This is a genomic window from Alistipes montrealensis (assembly GCF_018362775.1).
Taxonomy (GTDB): Bacteria; Bacteroidota; Bacteroidia; order Bacteroidales; family Rikenellaceae; genus Alistipes; species Alistipes montrealensis.
Genome location: NZ_JAGYXY010000004.1, coordinates 411194 through 429300, shown reverse-complemented (window position 1 = coordinate 429300; position 18107 = coordinate 411194). Strand labels below are relative to the sequence as shown.

At 59.5% G+C, this 18107-nt stretch carries 13 protein-coding genes; 2 read left to right on the top strand and 11 right to left on the bottom strand.

Annotated elements, in window-relative coordinates:
• Positions 1-32: 32 nt before the first annotated feature.
• The 11 genes from KG007_RS10705 to KG007_RS10655 form a co-directional block, all read right to left on the bottom strand.
• Positions 33-1178: an endonuclease/exonuclease/phosphatase family protein gene (locus tag KG007_RS10705; protein WP_195461304.1), complete on the bottom strand. Its 1146-nt coding sequence runs from the start codon at positions 1176-1178 to the stop codon at positions 33-35.
• A gap of 3 nt (positions 1179-1181) precedes the next feature.
• Complete coding sequence (locus tag KG007_RS10700) at positions 1182-1784, bottom strand: rhomboid family intramembrane serine protease (protein ID WP_195461303.1); 603 nt, start codon at positions 1782-1784, stop codon at positions 1182-1184.
• 39 nt (positions 1785-1823) lie between these two features.
• Positions 1824-3818: a DNA mismatch repair endonuclease MutL gene (gene mutL / locus KG007_RS10695; protein WP_213348748.1), complete on the bottom strand. Its 1995-nt coding sequence runs from the start codon at positions 3816-3818 to the stop codon at positions 1824-1826.
• Positions 3819-4229 carry a hypothetical protein gene (locus KG007_RS10690; RefSeq protein ID WP_195461301.1) on the bottom strand — a complete coding sequence of 137 codons (411 nt, stop codon included), beginning with the start codon at positions 4227-4229 and terminating at the stop codon, positions 3819-3821.
• Positions 4230-4411: 182 nt separating this feature from the next.
• A complete protein-coding gene (dnaJ, locus tag KG007_RS10685; RefSeq protein WP_195461300.1) occupies positions 4412-5581 on the bottom strand; it encodes a molecular chaperone DnaJ in 1170 nt (389 codons plus the stop codon).
• A 4-nt stretch (positions 5582-5585) separates the two neighbouring features.
• On the bottom strand, positions 5586-6194 hold the full coding sequence (locus KG007_RS10680) for a nucleotide exchange factor GrpE (RefSeq protein WP_195461299.1): 609 nt from the start codon (positions 6192-6194) through the stop codon (positions 5586-5588).
• A gap of 66 nt (positions 6195-6260) precedes the next feature.
• On the bottom strand, positions 6261-6974 hold the full coding sequence (locus KG007_RS10675; RefSeq protein ID WP_195461298.1) for an SAM-dependent methyltransferase: 714 nt from the start codon (positions 6972-6974) through the stop codon (positions 6261-6263).
• The gene (gene alr / locus KG007_RS10670) at positions 6974-9343 is read right to left on the bottom strand and encodes an alanine racemase (RefSeq protein ID WP_213348746.1); all 2370 of its coding nucleotides are present in this window, start codon (positions 9341-9343) and stop codon (positions 6974-6976) included. Before alr ends, KG007_RS10675 begins: the two co-directional genes overlap by 1 nt.
• Positions 9344-9656: 313 nt before the next feature.
• Entirely contained in the window at positions 9657-12146 is a 2490-nt protein-coding gene (locus KG007_RS10665; protein ID WP_213348744.1) for an endonuclease MutS2, read from the bottom strand.
• 138 nt (positions 12147-12284) lie between these two features.
• Entirely contained in the window at positions 12285-13292 is a 1008-nt protein-coding gene (locus KG007_RS10660) for an MlaD family protein (protein ID WP_213348742.1), read from the bottom strand.
• A gap of 127 nt (positions 13293-13419) precedes the next feature.
• On the bottom strand, positions 13420-14694 hold the full coding sequence (locus tag KG007_RS10655) for an N-acetylmuramoyl-L-alanine amidase (RefSeq protein ID WP_213348740.1): 1275 nt from the start codon (positions 14692-14694) through the stop codon (positions 13420-13422).
• 200 nt (positions 14695-14894) lie between these two features.
• Here KG007_RS10655 and KG007_RS10650 point away from each other — a divergent pair, with 200 nt between their 5' ends.
• Together KG007_RS10650 and KG007_RS10645 are read left to right on the top strand one after the other, a co-directional pair.
• Positions 14895-17678: a putative LPS assembly protein LptD gene (locus KG007_RS10650; RefSeq protein ID WP_394369670.1), complete on the top strand. Its 2784-nt coding sequence runs from the start codon at positions 14895-14897 to the stop codon at positions 17676-17678.
• 247 nt (positions 17679-17925) lie between these two features.
• Positions 17926-18099, top strand: coding sequence for a hypothetical protein (locus tag KG007_RS10645; RefSeq protein ID WP_213348736.1), 174 nt, complete (start codon positions 17926-17928; stop codon positions 18097-18099).
• The last annotated feature ends 8 nt before the right edge of the window (positions 18100-18107 follow it).

Genomic DNA, 18107 nt, shown 5'->3' with positions numbered 1-18107 from the left:
ACCGCCTGCCGCATTATGCCGGACGCAGATTATCAGGAACTTTTCTTGAGCCGAACGACAACGGGATGATGGTCCGAATAGTCGACCGGAAGCATCTCGTAGGAGAGTGGCTCGAATCCGTCGCTCAGCACATAGTCGATGCGCAGCGTATTGTAGAATCCGCGGAACGTATGCGCATACCCCGACCCGCACTCCCGGAAGGCGTCGCGCAGCCCCCGCGCCATCGTGCGGTAAACGTACGACATGGGCGTATCGTTGAAGTCGCCGCAGACGATGCGTCTTATCCGCGTCGCACCCACGACCTGCGCAATGCTGTCGACCTGCGCGGCCCGGAGTGCGCTGTTTTCGCGCAGGCGGGTCACGATGCTGCGGATTTTGGTCTCGCGCGCCGTATCCGAAAGGAACTGGTGGCTGGTGATGAACTGGTTGTCCGAAGCATTGATGGCCGTCGAGCGCAGGTGGTTGTTGAAAATGCGCACCGTATCTTCGCCCATCAGCACATCGGCCCAGACCGAGGACGAAGGCGTCAGCACCGTATTCGAACGCAGGATGCGGTATTTGCTCAGGATGGCCAGCGTCGATCCGTAGACCGAATCCGGGGCCTGCGTGCGTCCGAAATGCGCGATCTCATACGTTTCGCCCAGCAGGGCGAACTCTTCGGACTGTTCCGCGAGGCGGGCGTTGAACTCCTGCAGGCAGATGATGTCGGGCGCCTGCTCCTCGACCAGGCGGAGGATGTCGTCGACACTGCTGCCGCCGTCCTCGCCGTAGAAACTTCGCACGTTGTAGGTCATGACCTTGAACGCGTTGCGGTCGTAAGTGACCTCCTCGGCATAGTTGCGCCGGATTTCGGGACGCCAGAAAAGAGAGACCTTGAAAAGCCCCGCCACAACGATCACCAGCATCACCCCGGCGCGTACCCAGCGCCAGCGGATGATCCAATAGAGCATCAGGACGACCGATGCGACGTAAACCGCAGGAGCTGCCAGCCCCAGCACAGGCAGGAACCACACGCTGCCGGGATTGACATACGGGACGAAATAGGTGAGGACCATCGTAACGGCCACCGCCAGGGTCACGAGCGTCAACACCAGGTCGACGAGCCACATGACCGGACTGCGGCGGCGCTTCTCCGAAGGACGCCCCCCGTAACCACTGTAATAATCCGAAGATGCCATCGCTTAGAAACGGATCGTTCCCCGGCGCTTCCACCAGTGCAGCAGCAAAAATCCCCACAGCATACCACCCACGTGGGCGAAATGGGCGACGTTGCCCACGCCCCTCCATCCGAGGAACAGCTCGATGACGGCATAGATGATGACAAACCATTTGGCCTTCATCGGAATAGGCGGGATCAGCAGCATAATGACCGCATTGGGATGCATCACGCCGAACGCCAGCAGCAGACCCATCACTGCGCCCGAAGCGCCGACCAGCAACAACGGCAGTTCACCGAAAACCAGCGCCGTGAGGTATTGGATCAGCGCCGCACCCACGCCGCAGACCATGTAAAAAGTCAGAAACCGCTGCGAGCCGAGTTCATATTCGAGCGTACGCCCGAACATCCACAGGGCGAACATATTGAAGAAAATATGCTCGAAATTGGCGTGCAGGAACATGTAGGTAATGAACTGGTAGGTATGAAAAAAGGGCGTTCCCAGCGACAGGGCGCAATACTGCATGATCGTGTCGCCCACGGGCAGCAGCGCCGTAGCCATAAATACCAGGACATTGATGATTATCAGATTTTTGACAACCGGAGGCGTCTGAAAATATCGGTTCATGTTGTTTTTATTTTTGCAAATGTAATTCTTTCCGCGGGATTATCCCAACTTGGCTCGCAAATCTTCCGGCGTGATCTCGGCGGTGATCGCCTTGCCCGAAGGCGAAAAACTGAAACTGCCCGTATCGGCCAACTGCGCGAGCAGCGCCGCGGCCTCTTCGCGCGACAGGGTCCGCCCTGCACGCTTGGAACCGGAACGGGCCATCACACCGGCGATCTTCTCACGCCGCACGTCGGCCAGCGACACCGGGGTCGAGAACGCCTGCAACAGGTCGAACAACAACCGGTCCACCGAATCGGCAGGCATGTCGGCGGGCGTACCCTTCACTTCGATGGCCCCTTCGCCGCAGAAGTCGATGTCGAAGCCCAGCGCCGCAAACTCCACGGCATTCTCTTCGAGCAAAGCGTACTCGTCGCCCGAGAGGACCAGCCGTTCGGGGAAAAGCAGTTGCTGGCTTACCGACGACCCGTTGCCCAGCATCCGGAGGTAATCTTCGTAGAGGATTCGTTCCCGGGCGCGCCGGGCGTCGACGACAACGAACCGCCCGTTGAGCAGCGCCGCAACATAACCGCCGGGCAGCGGCAGCGCATCGGAAAACTCGGCATGCTGCGCCATGTCGAACCGCTGCTGTTCGGGCGCGGCGGCCGAAGGAATGAAATCGAGGCTGCTGTCGTCGAAACCGCTCCCCGAAGGAGTGATCTCGAAACCGCCGCCCGACTCGAACTCCTCGAACTCCCCGGCATCCGTACCGGACAGGGCGAATCCGCCCGCCGCGCCGCGCGGGAACGACGGTGCGGCACTCCGGCCTCCGCCCGCGCGGAATCCCGCAGCGGGATGATCAGCCACGGCTCCGCCATCGCGGAAAGGCACGTCGAAACCCGTAAAGTCGACATTGGGATCGGGAGCCGAAGGGTCGATATACTCTTCGCGGAAAGGATTGTAATCGCTGTTCGACATGGCCAGCGGTTCACTGTAAACGGCTCCCTTCTGCAAAACGGGAATCTCCACAGCGCCTTCGCGGTCGAAATCCATCAGCGGCACGGCGCCCGTCTTGGCCAGCGTCTCGCGCACGGCGGCATTGACGATCTGCCACACGGCCTCCTCGTCGGCGAACTTGACCTCGGTTTTCTGCGGATGGACGTTCACGTCGATGCGCCCGGGGTCGAGCGTCAGGTAAAGAAAATAGGAGGGCTGGGAACTCTCGGGAATCAGTTTCTCGTAAGCCTTCAAAATGGCGCTCGTCAGGTAGGTGCTCTTGAAAAAGCGGCCGTTGACGAACAGGTATTGCTCGGTATTGCGTTTTTTGGCGGCCGCCGGACGGCCGATGTATCCTTCGATGCGGGCGATCGAGGTATCGGCCTCGACTTCCAGCAGGTTCTGCTTGATATGGCGTCCCACGACATCGACGATGCGGCCCGCCAGCGGCGCAGAGGGCAGCGTGTAGAGCGGGGCATCGTTGGCGTAAAGTTCGAACGCGATCTGCGGATTGCAGAGCGCTATACGCTGGAACTCCGACTTGATCTGCGAAGCCGACGTAGTGCTCTTGTCGAGGAAACGGCGGCGCGCAGGAACGTTGTAAAAAAGGTTGCGCACGAAAAACTGCGACCCCACGGGGCACATCACGGGGGTTTGCGAGGCGAACTGCCCGCCGTTGATCTCGGTCTGCGTCCCCACTTCGTCGCCCGCCTGCCGCGTGCGCAGTTCCACCTGCGACACGGCCGCGATCGAAGCCAGGGCCTCGCCGCGGAACCCGAAGGTATACAGGGCATAAATATCTTCCACGGCCCCGATCTTGCTCGTGGCGTGGCGGTCGAAGGCCATGCGCGCGTCGATGGGCGACATGCCGCAGCCGTCGTCGACGATCTGGATCAGGTCTTTGCCGCCGTCGCGGAAATTGACCTTCACAGATGTCGCTCCGGCGTCGATGGCATTTTCCATCATCTCCTTGACCACCGAAGCGGGCCGGTTGACGACCTCGCCCGCGGCGATCTGGTTGGCGACGACCTCGGGTAATAATCGGATTTTATCTGCCATTTATTCCTGGTAATCGTTGGGGACGACCTCGATGGGCGCATAGGGATTGAACTCCCCTTCCTCGACCTGCGCCGCAGGCACGGGCTTAGCCGCGCCTTTCTGCGCCCGCAGGAATACGTCCGCCAGTTTGGGATACAAGAGGTAGATGAACATCATCACCAGCACGGCGGCTCCGGCCATTTTCCAGATCCGCATGCGTCCCGACTCGTCGCGCTGGGCGCATCGTACCGCACGCGCATCGCGCTGGGTGCGGATATACTGCCCGGGCTTGTACTCACGGTCGGCATCTTCGGCACGCTCGCCGCGCAATTCGGCGCGACGCTGCTCCCGGGCTTCCTTCTCGGGATCGTAATAACGCGGAATGTAGTTGAATTTGTTCGCGCGCTTCTTAAACGGGGTAAAGCCTAACATAACAGTAAGTTCTAAAATTATCGCGACCGTGTCGCACTCCGGACGGACGGCATCGCGGCCAGAGGCCGCATTTACAAGCCCCAACCCGCCTTTGCGGACAAGGGAACCCGGACGCCTTCAAACGAAAAATTCGTCGCCTCTACTTGGTAAAGGTACGAATTTTCCGCGGGTTTTATTATCCGTTACCGGAAGAAACTCTTCATCCGTTCGAAAATATTCTGGTTTTTGACCGACTCGGCTTTCTGGAAAGAGGGCTGCGCCGCCAACTGCTCGACGAGTTTCTTCTCGTCGGCCGAGAGTTTCGCCGGAATGGTGATGTCGACCACCACCAGTTCGTCGCCGCGGCCATAGCCGTTTACGTCGGGCAGGCCCTTGCCGCCCAGGCGCAGCACCTTGCCGGCATGCGTGCCCGGGGCGATCTTGATCTTGGCGTGTCCGTCGACCGTCGGCACTTCGACCGTACCGCCCAACAGGGCCGTCGTTACGGTGATGTTCAGGTTGTGGATCAGGTCGTTGCCGTCGCGCATCAACTCGGGATGCGGCTCCTCTTCGATCATCACCTGCAGGTCGCCGTTCACACCGCCGTGACGCGCGGCATTGCCCTTGCCCGAAACCGAGAGAACCATGCCCTCGCCCACGCCTGCGGGGATTTTGATCTCCACGACCTCCGAGCCGCGCAGCGTGCCTTCGCCCTTGCACTTGTCGCACGGAGAGCTGATCACCTTGCCCGAACCGCCGCACGTGGGACACACGCCCTGCGTCTGCATACGGCCGAAGAAGGTATTTTCCACCCGCGTGACGTAGCCCGTACCGTTACAGGTCGAGCAGGTCGAATAGGAATTGGCATCCTTGGCGCCCGTACCGCCGCACTTGTCGCAGGCGATGGTCTTGTTGATCTTGAGCTTTTTCGTCACGCCGTTGGCAATCTCGGCAAGCGTCAGGCGTACCCGCACCCGGATGTCCGAGCCGCGGTTCACATGCCGTCCGCCACCGCCGTTCGACGAGCGGAACCCGCCCCCGAAATGGCCGCCGAAGATGTCGCCGAACTGCGAGAAGATGTCCTCCATCGAGAACCCTCCGCCGCTGAATCCGCCGAATCCGCCGGCTCCGCCGCCCGCCGCGCCGCTCATTCCGGCGTGGCCGAACTGGTCGTAACGGGCACGCTTGTCGGGATTCGACAGCACGTCGTAGGCTTCCGCGGCCTCTTTGAATTTCTCCTCAGCCTCCTTGTCCCCGGGGTTTTTGTCGGGGTGAAACTGGATAGCCGCTTTGCGGTAGGCCTTCTTTATTTCGTCAGCGTTAGCGTTTTTCTGGACGCCCAGCACTTCGTAGTAGTCCCTTTTTTCTGCCATGGTCTTATTCTCCTACAACGACTTTAGCGAAGCGCAGCACCTTTTCACCCAGCATGTAACCCGTCTGAACAACGTCGATAACCTTGCCCTTCTTCTCTTCGCCTGCGGCGAACCGGGCAACAGCCTCCGAAAGGTCGGCATCGAACTCCTTGTCCTTGACCTCGATTTCGGTCACGCCCTTCTGGCGCAGCGCCTCGGTGAATTTCTGCGAAATGAGCAGCACGCCGGCGCGCAGCGCCTCCAGATCGTCGCTCTTCTCCATGGCGTCCACGGCCCGCTGCACATCGTCGCGCACGGGCAGCATCGCCAGCAGCACGTCGCGGCCCCCGGTCTGCACCAGGTCCATCTTCTCCTTGAGCGTACGCTTGCGGTAGTTGTCGAACTCGGCCTGCAGGCGAACATATTTATCCTGCCATTGGGCTACGGCCGATTCGAGCGCCTTTGCGGCATCGCCTTCGGCAGCGGATTCATCGTCTGCCATTGTGTCAGTCGCGTCGTCGGTTTCATCTGCCACATTGGCACAAGGCTCCCCGTCGCACGACGGATACCCCTCGCCGGGAACGAATCCTTCATCGCCGCTAACGGCTTCATTATAAACTTTTTCCTTTTTCATATCTTTTATTTTTCGGTTTTTCCTCCCCTTATTCGAACAAATTGCATACCAACCGCCGGACAGCGGCTATCCGATGATGAAAATCGCCGGGCGTTTGTTCAGTTCGGGCAGCGGGCAGCGGCGCCACTCCCCTGCCGTATGGGTTTCGATCCGTTCGCCCGGGGCCGTAAGGTCCACGGCCACCGTCAGCCGCGTTTCAGCGGCGAGCGTCTGCAGGAGTTGCTCCATCAGCTTCACGTTGCGGTACGGGGCTTCGATAAAGAGTTGCGACTGCCCCTCCGTCAGCGCCCGGCGTTCGAAGAAACGAATGGCCCTGGCCCGCTCGGGCGGTTTCACGGGCAGGTAGCCGTTGAAGGCGAACGACTGCCCGTTCAGCCCCGAAGCCATCACCGCCAGGATAATCGACGAAGGCCCCACGAGCGGCACGACGCGAATCCCGCGGCGGTGACACGCCGCAACGACCAGGGCCCCGGGATCGGCGACGCCCGGCACGCCAGCCTCGGAGATCACCCCGGCCGAACGGCCTTCGACAAGCGGCGCAACCAGCTCTTCGACCTCGCGGCCGGCCGCGGTATGCTCGTTCAGTTCGCGGAACTCCAACGAGTCGATCGGCCGGGCAATACCGGCTTTCGACAGAAAGCGCCGCGCCGAACGGGTATTCTCGACGATGAAATAATCCAGCGAGTCCATCACGGCCCGGTTGGACGCAGGCAGCACATCCCACGGCGCCGTTTCGTCCGAAATCGGACAGGGAATCAGATAAAGGGTTCCGTAAGCCATTACTCCTTGAGGTAGATTCGTTTCACACGCCCCGACACCGAGGTCATGATTTCATAGGGGATCGTGTCGAGCACCCGGGCCATCGTTTCGAGGTCGTTGCCCGGCTCGGCGGAGAAAATCAGCACTTCATCCCCCTCCGCAACGCCCGCAATGTCCGTGATGTCGATCATGCAACTGTCCATGCAAACCCGTCCCACGATCGGCGCAGGCTGCCCGGCCACGCGCATCGACCAGCGGCCGCAGCCCAGGTGGCGGTCCAGTCCGTCGGCATAACCCACGGGGACGGTCGCCGTCACGGTCGGCCGCGTCAGCTTCCCGGCGCGTCCGTATCCCACGGCGTCACCCGCCTCAAGGTGCTTGATCTGCACGATTCGGGTCTTCAGCGTCGAAACCGGGCGCAGGGCCGCGTTGTGCTCCCATCCGAAGCCATAAAGCCCCAGCCCGAGGCGGCACATGTCGAACTGCGCCTCGGGAAAGCGTTCGATAGCCGCCGAGTTGGCCGTGTGGCGGATGACGGAATACGGCAGCGACGCGGCTATGGCAGCACTCATGCGGTCGTAGCGCGCGATCTGTGCACGCGTATAGGCGTCCTCTTCGGGCATGTCGGCACAGTTCAGGTGCGAGAAAACCGACGCTACCTTCACGGCGGGCAATGCCGGCAGTTCGGCACACAGGCGTTCGATCTCATCCTCCATGAATCCCAGCCGGTGCATGCCCGTATCGAGTTTCAGGTGGATCGGGTAGCGGATTTCCCCGGCGTGCGACACCGCGTCGGCAAAGTCGGCGAGCGAGCGGAAACTGTATATCTCGGGTTCGAGGCGGTTGGCGATCATCACATCGAAGCTGTCGGCATCGGCGTTCAGCACCACGACAGGCATCGTAATCCCCCGTTCGCGCAGCAGCACGCCCTCGTCGGCAAACGCCACGGCGAGGTAGTCGACACCCTGGTGCTGGAGCATCTGCGCCACCTCGAAATCGCCCGCACCGTAAGACCCGGCCTTGACCATCGCTACGAGCTTCGCAGAGAAATCGAGTTTCGAGCGGAAATAATTGAGATTGTGGATCATGGCATCGAGATCGACCTCCAGCACCGTCGTATGACTCTTACGCGCCAGCGCGTGGGCCAACTTCTCGAAACGGTACTCCCGGGCGCCTTTCAGCAGTACGGCACGCCCCGCCACGGCCCGGCGGCCGATGCGGGCGATGCACTCGTCGGTCGAAGCGTAAAACTCCTTGTCACAGTCGAACAGCGAGGCGTAACGTTTCAGTTTCGGCCCGATACCGATCAGCGTGTCGATGCCCGCCCGCGAGACCATCCCCGCCACGCGGCTGTAAAGTTCGTCGTCCGTCAGGCCGCTCTGCGCGATGTCCGACAACACCAACGTCCGGCGGCGCGAAAGCGCCACGTTGTGCAGATAATCCAGCGCCAGCGCCAACGAATTGAGGTCGAGGCTGTAAGCGTCGTTGATCAGCACCGAGTCGTTGATGCCGTCCTTGACTTCGAGACGCATGGCCACCTCGGGAGCCTCCGTAAACGACGGTGCGGGATACCCCATCGCCGCACAGAACGCCTCGACGATCTGGGCGTTGCGGCGCGACGCCGCATTGCCGATCACCGCCTCCGGAACCTCGCGGCAGGCCGCCGCGTCACAGAGTTTCCGCCCCGCGAAATGCGATGCGATCATGCGGCCCAACGGTTCGTAATAACTATGATAGACGATCGTTTTGGCGCTGTGGGCCAGCACCATTTTTTCGATACATTTTTGTTCCAGATTGAGGAAATTTTCCTGATGCGCATCGCCAATCGAGGTGAAAACCACCACGTCGGGACGGATGATGCGCTCCAGGCGCGCCATCTCACCGGGCTTCGAAATTCCGGCTTCGATCAGCGCCAGTTGTTCATCGCCCTCGATCATCAGCACCGACAGCGGCACGCCCAACTGCGAATTGTAGCTCTTGGGCGAGCGGTAGCACTTCATCCCCGCAGGCAGTTCCTCGGCGATCCACTCCTTGATGACCGTCTTGCCGTTCGACCCGGTGATGCCCACCACCGTACCCTTGAACTGCGCCCGGTGGTAGGCCGCCAGGCACTGCAAAGCGGCAATGGCATTCTCCACGAGCACGTAACCGCAGCCCGGGAGCGTTTCGACGGGCCGTTCGACCAGGAAAGCCCGCACTCCTCGCGCGTACATCTGTGCGATAAACGCGTGCGAATCGTGGTTCGCGCCGCACATGGCGACGAACATCGGTCCCGAGCCCAGTTCGCACGTCAGCGAACGGCTGTCGGTCACCACCGACTGCACGTCACAGTCCGTTCCCGAGAACTTACCGCCCACGACGGCGGCGATTTGCGAAAGAAGATATTTCATAAAATATCCAATAGTTTATCTTTTGTACTTTCATTTTCAAAAGTACGAAACCATTTTGCAGTCTGCAACTGGTGTCCGTTGCCGCTTTTTGATCGGCAAAAAGCAGCGCAGGATTCCGACCCGATGCCGGAGCCGTGAAACAACGATCCGGCTAAAAGTGGCAAGAAACGGGGCCGGGCGCGTGCGCCCCCGCGAATAGGCGCCCGTTTCGAACGTTAGCCGGGACGTTGTAGGCAAGGCCTCCGCCGGAGAGTTTTTGGTACTTTTTGCGGTCAAAAAGTACAAAGAAGCCCCGCGGACGCAGACTGCGAAATCACGACAAATCAAACGTCACGATCGTAATCCCCGCCCCGCCTCGGTCCGCATGTTCATCGGCCGCCGAGGCGATCTCGGGAACCGTCCGCAGATAACGGCGAATCTCCTCCTTCAGAGCGCCCGTACCCTTGCCGTGGAGAATCGACACCGTGCCGACTCCCACCATCAGGGCATCGTCGATAAAGTTCCGCACCTCGTCCAGGGCCTCCGAAGCGCGCATACCACGCACGTCGATGTGGTCCTTGAAGTTGAGCTTGCGCGACGAAATGTCCACCGACACGACCGTGCGGGCCGCAACGGGACGCGTCGCCTCGCGGTATTCGTTGTTCGACACCACCGTCAGCAGGCTTTTATCCACCGTCGTAAGTATCTGTCCGAACGCCACCTGAGCCCGTTTACCCTTCACCGATTGCACCACGCCGACCATATCCTGCCCGGTCATGCGGACCTTCGATCCGGCAACCACCTCGCACGGCTTCTCGGGTTCCGGCGCGGCATCCGGAGCCTTCGCGTCCGGCTGCGCCTTGCGCTCGGCGCGGCGCTGGCGGCGGCGTTCGATGCGCTCGATCTCACGCGCCACGGAGGCCTCCTTCTCGGCCGAATCGGCCTTCTCGACCACTTCGCGGAAGTCGTCCAGCTCGCGCCGCGCCAGCCGCGTCAGCTCCTTCTCGGCCTGCGCCTCGCGGATGGTTTTGATGGTATTCTCGATCTGCCTGTTGGCGTCGGCAATCAGCTGCTGTGCCTCCTGCTTGGCTTTTTTCAGAATTTCCTGCCGTTCGGCGCGGATCTTCGCCAACTGCTCGGCATAATTCTGTTCCAGTTCCTCGACCTTGCGGTCCGTCAGGCGGATGCGGTCGCGCTTCTGTTCCCAGTAGTGTTTGTCGCGGGCGATCTCGCGCAGTTGTTTTTCGATATTGACATGGTCCGACCCGGCCTTCTCGCTCGCAGCACGGATAATATCCTCCGGAAGCCCGATCTTACGGGCGATCTCCACCGCGAACGAACTGCCCGGCTTTCCCGTTTCGAGGCGGAACAACGGCCGGATATTCTGCACGTCGAACATCATCGCACCGTTGGCGATGCCCTCTACCGACGAAGCGTAATACTTGATATTGGCATAGTGGGTCGTAATCACGCCGTAACACCCTTTGTCGAGCAGCCGTTCGAGAATCGCCTCGGCGATGGCCCCGCCGATGATCGGCTCGGTTCCCGACCCGAATTCATCGATCAGCACCAATGTGCGGCCGGAAGCCCCGGCCAACATGTGCTTCATATTGAGCAGGTGCGACGAATAGGTCGACAGGTCGTTGTCGATCGACTGTTCGTCGCCGATGTCGATGAAAATACTCGTGAAGACGGGCAGTTCCGAAACCTCCGAGGCCGGAACCGGAAATCCGCACTGGAACATATACTGCACGATACCGGTGGTTTTCAGGCACACCGACTTACCGCCGGCATTAGGACCCGAAATGACGAGGATATGCTTGCGGCGGTCGAGCTGCAAATCCAGCGGCACGATCTCGCGCCCGGCAGCGCGCAGCGTCTGCTGCAACAGCGGATGGCGGGCATTCTTCAGCACCAGCCGGTCGTCGGTCGAAAGGATCGGCTTCACACACCCGTTCTCCGAAGCCCAGCGGCCCTTGGCACGCAGCATGTCGATCTCGGCGAGGTAGTCGCCCGAATCGGCGATCAGCCCCGCATCGGGACGGATCGCTTCGGTAAACTCCGTAAGGATGCGCACGATCTCGCGCCGCTCGGCATATTCCAGTTCGCGCAGTTCGTTGTTGATCTCCACCACCTCGACCGGCTCGACGTAAAAAGTCTTTCCCGTCGCCGATTCGTCGTGGATAAAGCCGCTCAGTTTGCGTTTGTTGGCCGCCGACACCGGAATCACGGCCTTGCCTTCGCGGATCGAAATCTGGGCGTCGGCGTCGACGATACCCGCCCCCTTGGCCGAGGCCAGCACGGCCTGCAGCCGCTTGGCGGCCTGCCCTTCGCGTTCGCGAATGGAGCGGCGAATCTCCTGCAGGGCGGGCGACGCATTGTCCTTGACGTTGCCGAAGCGGTCGAGGATGCCGTCGATGCGCTGTACGATCTCGGGAAACGCCGCGACACCGCGCGTACGGGCATAAAGGGCCGGATAACGCTCTTCACGGTTGAGGATGAACGAAACGATGCCGCCGATCGCGGCCAGCGCGCGGCGCAGGGTCACGACCTCCTCCACGTCGAGGAACGAGCCTTCGACACGCAGTTTGGCGACGATGTAATCGACATCGGGGTATTCGCCCCCGGGAAAATCGTGCTCCATGTCCAGGAGCAGGCGCATTTCGTCGGCCAGAGACAACCGGAGTTCGATCTCGCGCGCAGAGGTCGAGAAACCCTCCGCGGCCAGCCGTTCACGGGCGGCGCGCATGGTACAACGCCCTGCGACCTGCTCACGGAGCCGGTCGAAACCTATTTTCTGCTCGAATGTGGCAGGGTAAATCATGGGGAATTAAAAATTAAAAATGAAAAATGAAAAATCGAAAGGACGCCGGCCGGGAAATTTCGCACCACGCCCTATACGACCACATCATCCTACCGAAAGGGCTGAATAAACCTCCTGTCAGCCGTCTATTTTTAATTCTCAATTTTTCATTTTCAATTTCACGGAGTCCCGCTCGGCCTTGGCAGCAGCTTTGGCGGCTTTCCGTTCGGCCTTCTCCTGCATTTTCTCGGGGCTGCGCCCGAAGAGCGAAAAATGCACATAGCGGCCGGGGTATTGCTGCAGGTTTGCCAACAGCGACGCGAGGTTGTCACTGGCTTCGGTCAGCGAATCGTAGAGGGCCGGATCGTTCATCAGCTTGCCAACGGTTCCCTCGCCCGTTTCGATCTTCGCCAGCAGGCCGTTCACCTCGCTCACCGCATCGGTGAGTTTGCGGGCGAACCCGGCATCGGCCAGTTCGGTGGTCATCCGGTTCAGGCTGCCGACGATGCTGTCGACACGCGGAGCATTGTCGCCCAGCGCATTGGCAAACTTCGAAAGATCCTCGATAGCAACTTTCAGGTTGTGCTTCTCGGCATCGAGGATTCCGGCCATATCGCCCGTAATGGCGTTCAGATGGCCCAGCGTCCCGGTGATATTCTGCGTGTTGGCCTCCATCAGGTTATTGAGGTTCGTCAGCGTGCGCGACAGATCGCCCGTCACCTGCGAAATCTTCTGCTTGAAGAAATCCAGTTCCGACCCGGCCACGTCCATCAGGTCGCGCTCGCGGAGCGAACGCAGCGTGTCGCCCGACTGGAGGTAGGTATGCGCCGTACCGTAGTTGATCTCGATGGCCTTGGCTCCCATCAGTCCGTTGCTGAATATCTTGGCCTCGGAGTCGGTCGGAATATGGTACTGGCGCTTGATGGTGAATTGCAGCACGACGTTGTCGCTGCGCCGGGGGTCGAACGAAATGCCCGTCACCGTACCGATCTTGACACCCTTCATCATGATGGGCGATGCCGACTGCACACCGTTAACCTGGTCATAAGCAGCGTAATAAACCGAATTCCGGCTGAAAATATCGAATCCTTTCAAAAACCGGACTCCGGCCCACGCGGCAATGATCATCGTCACACCGAAAATTCCGATTTTAACTTCCCTTTTCATATCCAAATAAATCTTAATTCATAAATCTTACCGTCTTCCGCTATTGCCCGAAACCACCGCGGCGCGTGTCTTTACACCGCATCCCCGTCCCGGCAGGGACTTAATCGCGAACGCCCGGAAAGGATTGCTATTTCACAATCCGCGTACCTCTGCAACTCACCACAAAGGCCCCCGGGAACACTTTGCGCACCTCGGACAGTTTCCGCTGTGCGGCTTCGCGCGTGTCGTATTCGCCCACGCCGTATTTATAGGGGAACCGCCCTTCCGCCGTAAACTGCGTCACTTTTCCGCTGTAAGAACGGAACTGCGGCGAGGTGACGGGCACGGACGACGCCGAAGCCATTACCTGGATCGTATAGCGCAAAGGCGGCTCGGCCGGTTTCTGCGCAGCAGGTTTATCTGCCGTCTTTTCCGGTGACTTGGCAGCCGGAGCAGGCGTCGCGGTTTTCCCCTGCGCGGGCTTCGCCGCCGGTTTTTCAGCGGGCTTCTCCGTGGGTTTGGCCGTCGGTTTCCCGGCGGGCTTTTCTTCGGATTTCTTCTCCGGAGCCGGTTTCCCGGCGGGAGCCTGTTCGGCAACCGCCGGAGCCGTCGTCACGGCCTGCTCTTCCTCGGCCATCCGGGCCCCGAGCACATAGGCCGAATAGTTGCGCACGGCCTGGTAGAGCGACCGGGCGATCTCGTTCTGCCCTTTCTCCGACTTCATGTAAGCCAGCTCCTGCTGGTTGGACATAAAACCGATCTCGGTCAGCACGCCCGGCATGTCCGTAGCATAGAGCACACGCAGCAACTGCGGCTTCACGCCGCGCGAATGGCGGCCCGCCTTGAGGTAGCTGTTCTGGACGCACCGGGCAAAAGCCATGCTGTATTCGCCGTAGGTGAACTGGAGATTCTGGATATAGGCCCGTACGATGGCCGCCGTCCGTTCGTCGGACATGTCGATCAGGTCTTCGCGGTTGTTCTCGAACAGGGCGTTCTCATTGTAACGCTGCTCCTTCGAACTTTCGCCCATGATCAGCGTCTCGACGCCCCGCACCCCCGTCGCCTTGGGCGCGGCATTGGCGTGGATCGAGATGAAGAGGTCGCCGCCGGCCTTGTTGGCAATGTCGGCCCGGGCCTGCAGGTCGGTCGCCAGGTCGCTTCCCAGCGTCTTGTCCGTCGTGCGGGTGTAGACCACCTTCACACCGGGCATCCCATCCTCGATGAGTTTTCCGAGTTTGAGCGCCACCTTCAGCGTGAGGTCCTTTTCATAGACCCCGCCGTAGTGTGCACCGGGAAATTTTCCTCCGTGCCCGGCATCGATTACCACGACTTCGACACCGTGCGCAATATTCCCCGCAGACGCAACGTTCCTAAAAACAGTTACGGCAGCGAAGGCGAATAACAACAATAGTCGTGTGCGCATATTTAATAGTATCAAGTGTGAGCTTTCTATAAATTTTTACCTATCTTTGTCGGGCCGAAAACGCGGCGGGAAGGGTTCAGAGCCCCGATCCGGGCGTTTTTGCCGACACGTCGGCAAAGGTACTGAAATTTTTTGGGATTTTGGATAAAATTAGGGTAAAATATCTCTTGTCGGCGACGGTAATCCTGCTGTTTGCCCAGATGGTTCTGGGCGGCGGAACGTCCCGCACGGCCTATTTTCCCGCCGCCGGAGACAGCATCCAAACTCCTTCCCGGGCCGACTCGATCCGCCCCGATACGAGCGTCCGTCCCTCCTTCATCACTCCTTCGCGCCGCGAAGCCCGCCGGCAGAACCGCCGCAATGCGGCCTTCAACGCTCTGTCGCAGCAGGAGAAGGATTCGCTCTTCTCGGCACAGGTCGATTCGCTCGTGGCACAGAAAGCCGACTCGCTGAAAGCCGACTCGCTCGCAACGGACACGCTCCACCGCGACTCGGTAAAAAAGCCCCGGCCCGCAGGAGCATTCCTCGACGATCCGATTTCGGGTAAAAACACCGACTCGCTGGTCTACGATGTCCGCAACAAACTCGTCTACATCTACAACCAGGGCGACGTGACCTACCAGAACAGCAACCTGAAGGCCGACTACATGCGTATCAACATGGATTCGAAAATGGTCTACGCCTACGGCAAGCCCGATTCGCTCGAGGGCAAGGCGATCGTCACCAAGCCCGAATTCACCGAAGGGTCGGCCACTTACCAGATGGACACGATCACCTACAACCTCAACTCGAAGAAAGCGAAAATCAAGGGCGTGGCCACGCAGCAGGGCGATGGCTGGCTGGTAGGCGGCAGCGTGAAGAAGATGCCCGACAACACGATCAACATCGAGCACGGCAAATACACCACCTGCGACGAGACGGACCACCCCCACTTCTACCTGGCGATGACCAAAGCCAAGGTCATTCCCGGCAAAAAGGTGATCACCGGCCCGGCCTACCTCGTGATGGAGGACGTACCGATCTACTTCCTCGGCATCCCCGAGGGTTTCTTCCCGATCAACATGGGCCCCAAATCGGGACTGCTGATGCCCACCTACGGCGAAGAGTACTCCAAGGGCTTCTTCCTGCGCGATCTGGGTTACTACTTCACCCTGGGCGAATACGCCGACCTGGCCGTGCGCGGCGGTATCTACACACTCGGCTCGTGGGAGGCTTCGGCCGCCTCGCGCTACATCAAGCGCTACAAGTACAGCGGCAGTTTCAACATGCAGTACTCGAACGTCAAGACCGGTGAAAAGGGCGAGGACGACTACATCAAGCAGAGCAACTTCCGCATCCAGTGGACCCACTCGCAGGACGCCAAGGCCAACCCGGGATCGACCTTCTCGGCCTCGGTGAACTTCGCCACCAGCGGTTACAGTCGCTACTCGGCCACCAACCTCAACGACATCCTCTCGACGCAGACCAACTCGACGGTCTCCTATTCGAAAAACTGGGCCGGAACGCCTTTCTCGCTGTCGGCGAACATGGCCATCTCGCAGAACTCGCAGAACAAGACGATCTCCATCACGCTGCCTACGATGGTCTTCAACGTCTCGCGCTTCTATCCGTTCAAGCGCAAGGAGAAAACCGGCAAGGACCGCTGGTACGAAAAGATTTCGATGCAGTATACGGGTAAGATGACCAACTCGGTGACCACCACCGAATCGGAGGTCTTCTCCAAGGAGACGCTCGAAAACATGAAGAACGGTATCGAGCACTCGATTCCCGTCTCGGCGTCGTTCAACCTGTTCAACTACATCAACCTCTCACCGTCGGTCAACTACAACGAGAAGTGGTATTTCAAAAAGGTGGAGTTCGAGTGGAACCCCGTCACCAACCAGACCGACACGCTTCCCACGAACTACGGTTTCTACCGCCTCTACAATTACAATTTCAGCGTTTCTGCCTCCACGACGGTTTACGGCATGTACGACTTCACCAAAAAGAGCCGCAACCGCAAAATCCAGGCGATCCGCCACACGCTGACCCCCTCGTTCGGATTCTCCTACGCCCCGGACTTCAGCGACCAGAAATACGGCTATTACAAGACCCGCCAGACCGACTCGACGGGCCGCTTCACGACCTATTCGCCCTATGCGGTCAACGCCTACGGCGTCCCCTCGTCGGGCCGTTCGATGTCGATGAACTTTTCGCTGTCGCAAAACCTCGAAATGAAAATACTCTCGAAACGCGACACCTCGGGCGTGAAAAAGATCAAGCTGATCGACGAACTGCGCATCAGCGGTTCGTACAACTTCCTGGCCGACTCGATGGGGCTTTCGAACATCCCGGTTTCGTTCCGGACGACACTGTTCAACAACTTCGGCATCAACCTCTCGCTGACGCTCGACCCTTACCGTGTTTCGCCCGAAGGCAAACGCTACAACAAACTCTTCTTCCCGGGCCGTGTCGTCTCGACAGGCTGGTCGTTCGGCTACACGTTCAAATCGCGCAACGACCGGACCGAGACGGCCATCAACGACATTACGTCGATTCCCCCGGAGTACCAGAATCCATTCTACGACCCCTACGGGCAGCTCGACCCCGTGATGCGAAGGCAATACATGGCCCAAAGTTATTACGACTTCTCCCTGCCATGGAACTTCGGATTCAACTACGCGGTCAATTACTCGATCTCGTACACCAACAACGGCACGACGGGCTATCGGAAAAACGTCACCCAGACCGTCGGGTTCAACGGCTCGCTGAACGTCACGCCCAAAACCGGTATCACCTTCCAGGGCGGTTACGACATCAAGCAACGCAAACTCACCACGTCGTCGGTCTCCATCACGCGCGACCTCCACTGCTGGCAGATGTCCTTCTCGTGGATTCCGTTCGGTTACCACCGCTCATGGAGTTTCAACATCGGCGTCAAGGCCGCATCGCTTTCCGACCTGAAATACGACAAGTCGCAGTCGATGTACGACAACATGTACTAATCCTCGGTCAACACACCGCGGTATAAACCCACAACGCTCCTCGGGAGCGTTTTTTTATGCTCCCCGGCCCCGAAAGGACGGATGTCGATTTCGGCGAAACCATACTGCATCCGGGCGGATTCGCTATTCCCAAAAGCAATATTGGTCTATGATACGGATAAATTATAAATTTTCACGTCTGCGTAACGTAGTTTTCCTTTATTATGCGTATATTTAAACCACAACACCTTAAAACACATACGTACCTATGAACAGAACTCGCCTCAGCACAAGGGGGGGGGAATTTGAGTACTCCGCCCCGGCCATCGACATCGTAGATGTCCGCATTGAAAAAGGATTCGCCGAAAGCGACGTTGTAAACTACGGTCCCGAAGGAGACGCCGGCAGCGATCCGGGGCTCAACGACGGCGGCAGCTATTAAAACCGACT

Coding starts and splice junctions, on each gene's coding strand:
- KG007_RS10705 (WP_195461304.1), bottom strand. CDS start 1,178: ATGGCATCTTCGGATTATTACAGTGGTTACGGGGGGCGTCCTTCGGAG.
- KG007_RS10700 (WP_195461303.1), bottom strand. CDS start 1,784: ATGAACCGATATTTTCAGACGCCTCCGGTTGTCAAAAATCTGATAATC.
- mutL (WP_213348748.1), bottom strand. CDS start 3,818: ATGGCAGATAAAATCCGATTATTACCCGAGGTCGTCGCCAACCAGATC.
- KG007_RS10690 (WP_195461301.1), bottom strand. CDS start 4,229: ATGTTAGGCTTTACCCCGTTTAAGAAGCGCGCGAACAAATTCAACTAC.
- dnaJ (WP_195461300.1), bottom strand. CDS start 5,581: ATGGCAGAAAAAAGGGACTACTACGAAGTGCTGGGCGTCCAGAAAAAC.
- KG007_RS10680 (WP_195461299.1), bottom strand. CDS start 6,194: ATGAAAAAGGAAAAAGTTTATAATGAAGCCGTTAGCGGCGATGAAGGA.
- KG007_RS10675 (WP_195461298.1), bottom strand. CDS start 6,974: ATGGCTTACGGAACCCTTTATCTGATTCCCTGTCCGATTTCGGACGAA.
- alr (WP_213348746.1), bottom strand. CDS start 9,343: ATGAAATATCTTCTTTCGCAAATCGCCGCCGTCGTGGGCGGTAAGTTC.
- KG007_RS10665 (WP_213348744.1), bottom strand. CDS start 12,146: ATGATTTACCCTGCCACATTCGAGCAGAAAATAGGTTTCGACCGGCTC.
- KG007_RS10660 (WP_213348742.1), bottom strand. CDS start 13,292: ATGAAAAGGGAAGTTAAAATCGGAATTTTCGGTGTGACGATGATCATT.
- KG007_RS10655 (WP_213348740.1), bottom strand. CDS start 14,694: ATGCGCACACGACTATTGTTGTTATTCGCCTTCGCTGCCGTAACTGTT.
- KG007_RS10650 (WP_394369670.1), top strand. CDS start 14,895: ATGGTTCTGGGCGGCGGAACGTCCCGCACGGCCTATTTTCCCGCCGCC.
- KG007_RS10645 (WP_213348736.1), top strand. CDS start 17,926: ATGAACAGAACTCGCCTCAGCACAAGGGGGGGGGAATTTGAGTACTCC.